This is a genomic window from Bacteroidales bacterium (assembly GCA_018334875.1).
In the GTDB taxonomy this organism is placed as follows: Bacteria; Bacteroidota; Bacteroidia; order Bacteroidales; family UBA12077; genus JAGXLC01.
In genome coordinates, this window is record JAGXLC010000264.1 from 1 (window position 1) to 5,882 (window position 5,882).

Genomic DNA, 5,882 nt, shown 5'->3' on the forward strand with positions numbered 1-5,882 from the left:
GGGAAGCGGCTGCATTGGCCCGGGAAGCCGACATTATGGCCATCATCGGCACATCCTTGTTGGTATATCCGGCAGCAGGCCTGGTGGACTTTGCCGGTAAAGACTGCCCCGTATATGTGGTGGATCCCCTTGCCGATCAACAATCCGGAATAAAAAACGTCCACCTGATAAAGGAGAAAGCAACCACAGGAGTGTCCAAACTGAAAGATGAGCTGCTCAAAAAACATGAAACACGATGATCAAACCTTTCATACATTTATTCATCCATATTGGGCGATACTTAATACTTATGGGCCGCGTATTTGCCCCTCCGGAAAAGAAAAAAATGTATTACCGCCAAACAATCAAGGAAATTGAATTTCTGGGGCTCAACTCCATGGGCATTGTAGCCATCATCTCCATTTTCATCGGAGCGGTAATCACCATACAAACCTCCTACAACACTGAAAGTCCGCTATATCCCAGTTACCTGATCGGGCTTGCGGTAAGAGATATTCTGCTGTTGGAGTTCTCATCTACCATCGTAGCCCTGATACTAGCCGGGAAGATCGGATCCAACATAGCCTCAGAGCTAGGGTCGATGAGGATAACCGAACAGATTGATGCTCTGGAGATCATGGGGGTCAATTCCGCCAGCTACCTTATCATGCCCAAAATATTAGCTGCCGTGTTCTTCCTTCCTTTTTTAACCATTATGAGTATTTTCATTGGCCTGATCGGAGGCTGGCTGGGAGGTATCGCTACCGGCGTGGTAAGCCCACAGGACTATCTCTATGGCATTCAGTATGCCTTTATTCCCTATTATGTAACCTATACACTCATTAAAGCAGCCATCTTTGGTTTTATCATAACCTCCATAGCAGCCTACCGGGGTTATTATGCTTACGGTGGAGCCCTGCAGGTGGGCAAATCCAGCACCCGTGCAGTGGTGGAAAGCAGCATCTTCATTCTGATTACCAATTATGTTTTAACCCAATTATTGCTGACATGATACAGGTAGAAAACCTATATAAGTCGTTTGGGCATACAGAAGTTCTAAGAAACATCTCTGTGTTCTTTGAGGAAAAGAAGACGAATCTGATCATCGGACAGAGCGGATCGGGGAAAACGGTGCTTCTGAAATGCATCATCGGTTTGCTCTCTATCGATCAGGGTAAAATACTTTATGATGATATTGTTTTCAACAAACTAAATTTTAAAAAGAAAAAAGAGATCAGGAAAAACATTGGTATGGTCTTTCAGGGTGGTGCATTGTTCGATTCCGAAACCGTTGAGCAAAACGTAAAATTTCCTTTGGATATGTTTACGGATATGACAGAAGAAGAGAAAATTCACCGGGTAAACGAATGCCTGGAACGGGTCAATATCGTCAATGCCAACCAGCTTTATCCTGCGGAAATCAGCGGGGGAATGCAGAAGCGCGTAGCCATTGCCAGGGCCGTTGTACTGAATCCCAAATACCTGTTTTTTGATGAACCCATTTCGGGCCTTGACCCCAAATCAGCCATCCGCATCGACAGGTTGATAAGAGAACTGACCAGGGATTTTGAGACAACCACCATCATCAATACCCATGATATGAACTCCGTGATGGAAATTGGCGATAAAGTGATCTTTCTTCATGAGGGACAAAAATGGTGGGAAGGCAGCAGGCACGACATACTCGACGCGGATAATCAAGAGCTGAACGATTTCGTATTTGCCACCAACCTGGCCAAAACGGTAAGGGATCTGAGGAAATCCGGGCAATCATCCTAATTCATATATGCGGTTCAGCTTGTCAGCATTCTTTATCCGAATGTGCTTCCCTTCAATATCAATAAGCCCGTCTTTTCTGAATTCTGAAAGGATACGGATCACATTTTCAGTGCTCATATCAATCAGTTGAGCAATCTCTTTCCGGCTTATGGGCAGTTCAAAATCCGCTTTTCCGTATATGTGACTGGAAAAAAACATCAGTATATAGGCTATACGTCCCCTTAGTTGTCTGGTATTGATATTCAGGCGGGTTTTGATCACATCATCGCTTACCTTGCTGAGCTTTTCCATGAACTCCAAAGCGAAATCACCGTTTTGTCTGACCAGCTTTTTTATAATATCCAGATCCACAAAACAAACCACAGAACTTTCAATGGCCGTGATGGTATAAATATGATGTTCGTTGGAAAAAATATTTAACAAACTGATGAAATCAAGGGGTTTGCCAATACTAATGATGTGCTCCTTTTCATTCTTTCCCGTGGAGAAAAGCTTCACAAGGCCGGTACGTAAATATAAGAAATGCTCAATCTTCTGTCCCTCATAACAAATGGCCTCCCCCTTATAAAAATATATCTCCTGTTTGTTATCCTCAATCATTTGCAGCTCATCAGAGGTCAGTCTGTTAAATGCCCATGTCCGGTATACACACTGCGAACAAAGACTTTTATCCAAAATTTTGCTCATCTTCAACTTCCCTTATGATATATATCACTTATGACATTTATTAGTTAAATCAACACATCTAAATATCTGAATAATTTTAATTTTGTATTTGTTAAAACAATAACAATTATAACATTGTTAACCCATAAATATAAAACAAAATTTATTGGATATGAAAAAGATAGTTATTTTAGGAGCCGGTACGGGAGGCACCATCATGGCCAACAAGCTGAGAAAGGCTCTTGACAGGAACGAATGGGACATCACCGTTGTGGATAAGGACAAGACCCACTATTACCAGCCCGGATTCCTGTTCATTCCGTTTGGCATCTACGAAAGGAATGACGTGATCAAACCCAAAACCGACTTTCTGCCGCCGGGTGTCAACGTCATATATCAGCCCATCGACAAAATTGAACCGAAAGAAAACAAGGTGTTGCTGGAAGGCGGAAAAGTACTGAACTACGATTACCTGATCGTAGCCACCGGAACCGACATCAATCCGGATGAAACGCCGGGTTTGAAAGACAAACTGTGGCGAAAGGAGATCTTCGATTTCTACACACTGGATGGCGCCGTTGCATTGCGTCAGTTTTTCAGGGACTGGGAAGGCGGAAAGCTGGTGATCAATATTGCCGAACAACCTTTCAAGTGTCCGGTAGCTCCACTGGAATTCTCTTTCCTTGCCGATGCCTATTTTACCGAGATCGGCATTCGCGATAAGGTGGACATCAGTTTTGTCACCCCGTTACCGGGAGCTTTTACAAAACCCAAGGCCTCCCAGATGCTTGGGGAATTGATGGAAGAAAAGAATATTCATGTTGTACCGGATTTCTATCTGGAAAGTGTGGACAATGACCGGAAGGTAATCAAATCTTATGACGAGCAGGAAATCCCGTTTGACGTACTGAGCATCATACCGACCAACATGGGAAGTGAGATGATTGAAAGAAGCGGCATGGGTGATGACCTCAATTTCATACCCACCGACAAGTATACGCTGCAATCCAAAAACCATGAGAACATCTTTGTGCTGGGTGATGCCTCGGATATACCTACCTCAAAGGCGGGATCGGTAGTCCATTTCGCCTCCGATGTGGTATATGAAAACCTGCTCAGCGCCATTGAAGGCAGACCGCTGAATGCCCATTTCGACGGCCATTCCAACTGTTACATAGAAACAGGTTTTGGCAAGGGCTCGATCATCGATTTCAACTATGATACGGAACCTCTGCCCGGAACGTTCCCCCTGCCGGGAATAGGGCCATTTGGGCTATTGCAGAATATAAAACTGAATCATTACGGCAAGGTACTGTTCCGATGGATATACTGGCACATATTGCTTAAAGGCAAAGAACTGCCCATAGAATCGGAAATGACCATGGCAGGCAAGAAATCCTAAAACTCTATCATTATGGCTGAAAACAACCAAGATTTACAAACACAAATAAACGATATCAACCGGAAACTCGACCTGGTGCTTCATCATGTAGATCAACAACGCCTGAAAAGAGAAAGTGTTGAGGATCTGCTTGACGATATGTCGATAGTAGGAAAAGATGCTTTTCAGAGTACCGTTTCAGAACTGGACAAAAGGGATATCGAGCTCAACGTAGATGACCTGAAGTGTTTATCACTCCGGTTTCTGCGGAATATCGACAATTTCTCCCAAATGCTGAGTACTTTCGAGAGCGTGATGGATTTCGTCAAGGACGCCGAACCCATTGCCAATGAAGTGGGCGTAGATGTGATCCACAAATTACACGATCTGGAACAAAAAGGGTACTTTGACTTTATCCGGGAAATCATCAGGAGCTTTGATACCATCGTCACAAACTACTCCCGGGAAGATCTTCGCCAACTTGCGGATAATATCCCGGTTATCATGGAGACCATGAAAAACCTGACCGACCCGGAGATGCTGAAAGCATTGAATAATGCTGTCAACACCTACAAAGAAATGGATACCGACCAGGTTAAGGAATATTCCCTCTGGAAAACTTTCAAAGAGATGCGTTCCCCCGAAATGAAGCGTAATATGGGCTTCATGATGATGTTTTTAAAAAATCTTTCACAAAAACAGCAAACAAACAACAATGCATAAATAATTATTAACCAAAATAACAAAAACACTATGGCACAGACAACAATAGCAGGAAAAACTGTAGAAGTAACTGAAGAAGGGTATTTACAGGATCATACCCAATGGAATGAGGACATAGCAAAAGAACTTGCAAAAGAAGAAGGCATCGAACTGACGGATGACCATTTCAAGATCCTGAATTTTCTCCGTGAAAAATACGAGGAAGGGGCCAACCTGACCATAAGAAAAGTAGGCAAGTCAGGAATTACAGACATAAAAGGGTTTTATAATCTGTTCCCCGGCGGCCCACTGAAAAAAGCGTCAAAAATTGCAGGAATACCCAAACCTACAAGCTGTGTTTAATCGTTAAATCAATTACGTTATGGAAAATCAGGAAAAACAGCAGAAACTAAATAAAGTGGCCATTATATGTGCCAAAGGAAATCTGGAAGACGTGTATGCTTCGCTTGTTCTTGCCAATGGGGCAGTTATGGACGGGATGGAAGCCAAACTGTTCTTTACCTTTTTTGGTCTGGATGCAGTAATGAAAAAACGCATGAATAAACTCCAGACCTCGACTGTTGGAAATCCCGCTTTAAGGATGCCCAACGGAACAAGAATGGGAAACCTTCTCGGTCTGATACCCGGGGTGCAATCGATGGTAAGCAAGATGATGAAAAAACAGATGGACGACCTGGATGTACCGCCGGTGGATGAATTTCTGGATATGATCACTGCAGGCGGCGGGGAGGTTTATGCCTGCCAGTTGGCTGTAGATATGTTCAAAGTCAAAAGAGAACAGCTAAGTGACCATGTTCTGGAAATTCTCACGGTAGGTGAGTTTTATGAAAAGGCTGCCGGCGAAGGTTCACAAATTATATTTACATAATTTGGACAAGCCAAAACCCAAAAGGATGCTTTCAAGGAATTTAACCCGAATAATTCAAGAATTATTCCTGTCTCCGACAGCGACTAAGGTTCGCTAAAATTTTTTTCAAAAATTTAAGTTCACCTAAGTCGGGGTTAACCTGCATTTTATTCATATTTGTAAAAATTTATGAATAATGCAGGTTAATGTGTTTCTGTTTTGGCTTGTCCAAATTAGCAAGCAAAATTTATGAGGCATAATTATATAAAGGCCATGATCTTTTTCAATTATTTTTATCTTTGAAAATTGCCTCATAAATTTTGCCACAGTACTTACCAAACAAGTTTTGCTAATAAAACAAAATTTTTAGAAGTGATAGCATAATTAATTCTTGTTCAAGTTTATTAAAATTCTGTAATACAATATAATATAACTGCACAACTTGAGCAATTCAGATCAATCCCCATTGAACCCGCATATTAATCATTTTCTTGTAGCAAAACTCAG

At 42.3% G+C, this 5,882-nt stretch carries 8 protein-coding genes; 7 read left to right on the forward strand and 1 reads right to left on the reverse strand.

What is annotated here, in order from left to right:
* The 3 genes from KGY70_15945 to KGY70_15955 form a co-directional block, all read left to right on the forward strand.
* Positions 1-239, forward strand: a 239-nt coding sequence (locus KGY70_15945; protein MBS3776689.1) for an NAD-dependent deacylase, incomplete at its 5' end; no start/stop codon positions are given.
* The gene (locus KGY70_15950; protein MBS3776690.1) at positions 236-991 is read left to right on the forward strand and encodes an ABC transporter permease; all 756 of its coding nucleotides are present in this window, start codon (positions 236-238) and stop codon (positions 989-991) included. The genes KGY70_15945 and KGY70_15950, both read left to right, overlap by 4 nt.
* Positions 988-1,758, forward strand: a complete 771-nt coding sequence (locus KGY70_15955) for an ATP-binding cassette domain-containing protein (protein ID MBS3776691.1) — start codon at positions 988-990, stop codon at positions 1,756-1,758. The genes KGY70_15950 and KGY70_15955 overlap by 4 nt, the downstream gene beginning before the upstream one ends.
* On the opposite strand, the gene KGY70_15960 is transcribed toward KGY70_15955, so the two are convergent.
* A complete protein-coding gene (locus KGY70_15960) occupies positions 1,750-2,445 on the reverse strand; it encodes a Crp/Fnr family transcriptional regulator (GenBank protein MBS3776692.1) in 696 nt (231 codons plus the stop codon). The genes KGY70_15955 and KGY70_15960 overlap by 9 nt on opposite strands.
* 151 nt (positions 2,446-2,596) lie before the next feature.
* On the opposite strand from KGY70_15960, the gene KGY70_15965 reads away from it, so the two are divergent.
* The 4 genes from KGY70_15965 to KGY70_15980 are packed head-to-tail and all read left to right on the forward strand — an operon-like array spanning position 2,597 to position 5,396.
* Positions 2,597-3,826 carry an NAD(P)/FAD-dependent oxidoreductase gene (locus KGY70_15965; GenBank protein MBS3776693.1) on the forward strand — a complete coding sequence of 410 codons (1,230 nt, stop codon included), beginning with the start codon at positions 2,597-2,599 and terminating at the stop codon, positions 3,824-3,826.
* A gap of 12 nt (positions 3,827-3,838) precedes the next feature.
* Positions 3,839-4,528 (forward strand): DUF1641 domain-containing protein, encoded by a 690-nt coding sequence (locus tag KGY70_15970; GenBank protein ID MBS3776694.1) that lies wholly within the window; start codon positions 3,839-3,841, stop codon positions 4,526-4,528.
* 30 nt (positions 4,529-4,558) lie between these two features.
* Positions 4,559-4,870: a TusE/DsrC/DsvC family sulfur relay protein gene (locus KGY70_15975; protein ID MBS3776695.1), complete on the forward strand. Its 312-nt coding sequence runs from the start codon at positions 4,559-4,561 to the stop codon at positions 4,868-4,870.
* 19 nt (positions 4,871-4,889) lie between these two features.
* Positions 4,890-5,396 (forward strand): DsrE/DsrF/DrsH-like family protein, encoded by a 507-nt coding sequence (locus KGY70_15980; protein ID MBS3776696.1) that lies wholly within the window; start codon positions 4,890-4,892, stop codon positions 5,394-5,396.
* Positions 5,397-5,882: the final 486 nt, after the last annotated feature.

Coding starts and splice junctions, on each gene's coding strand:
- KGY70_15950 (MBS3776690.1), top strand. CDS start 236: ATGATCAAACCTTTCATACATTTATTCATCCATATTGGGCGATACTTA.
- KGY70_15955 (MBS3776691.1), top strand. CDS start 988: ATGATACAGGTAGAAAACCTATATAAGTCGTTTGGGCATACAGAAGTT.
- KGY70_15960 (MBS3776692.1), bottom strand. CDS start 2,445: ATGAGCAAAATTTTGGATAAAAGTCTTTGTTCGCAGTGTGTATACCGG.
- KGY70_15965 (MBS3776693.1), top strand. CDS start 2,597: ATGAAAAAGATAGTTATTTTAGGAGCCGGTACGGGAGGCACCATCATG.
- KGY70_15970 (MBS3776694.1), top strand. CDS start 3,839: ATGGCTGAAAACAACCAAGATTTACAAACACAAATAAACGATATCAAC.
- KGY70_15975 (MBS3776695.1), top strand. CDS start 4,559: ATGGCACAGACAACAATAGCAGGAAAAACTGTAGAAGTAACTGAAGAA.
- KGY70_15980 (MBS3776696.1), top strand. CDS start 4,890: ATGGAAAATCAGGAAAAACAGCAGAAACTAAATAAAGTGGCCATTATA.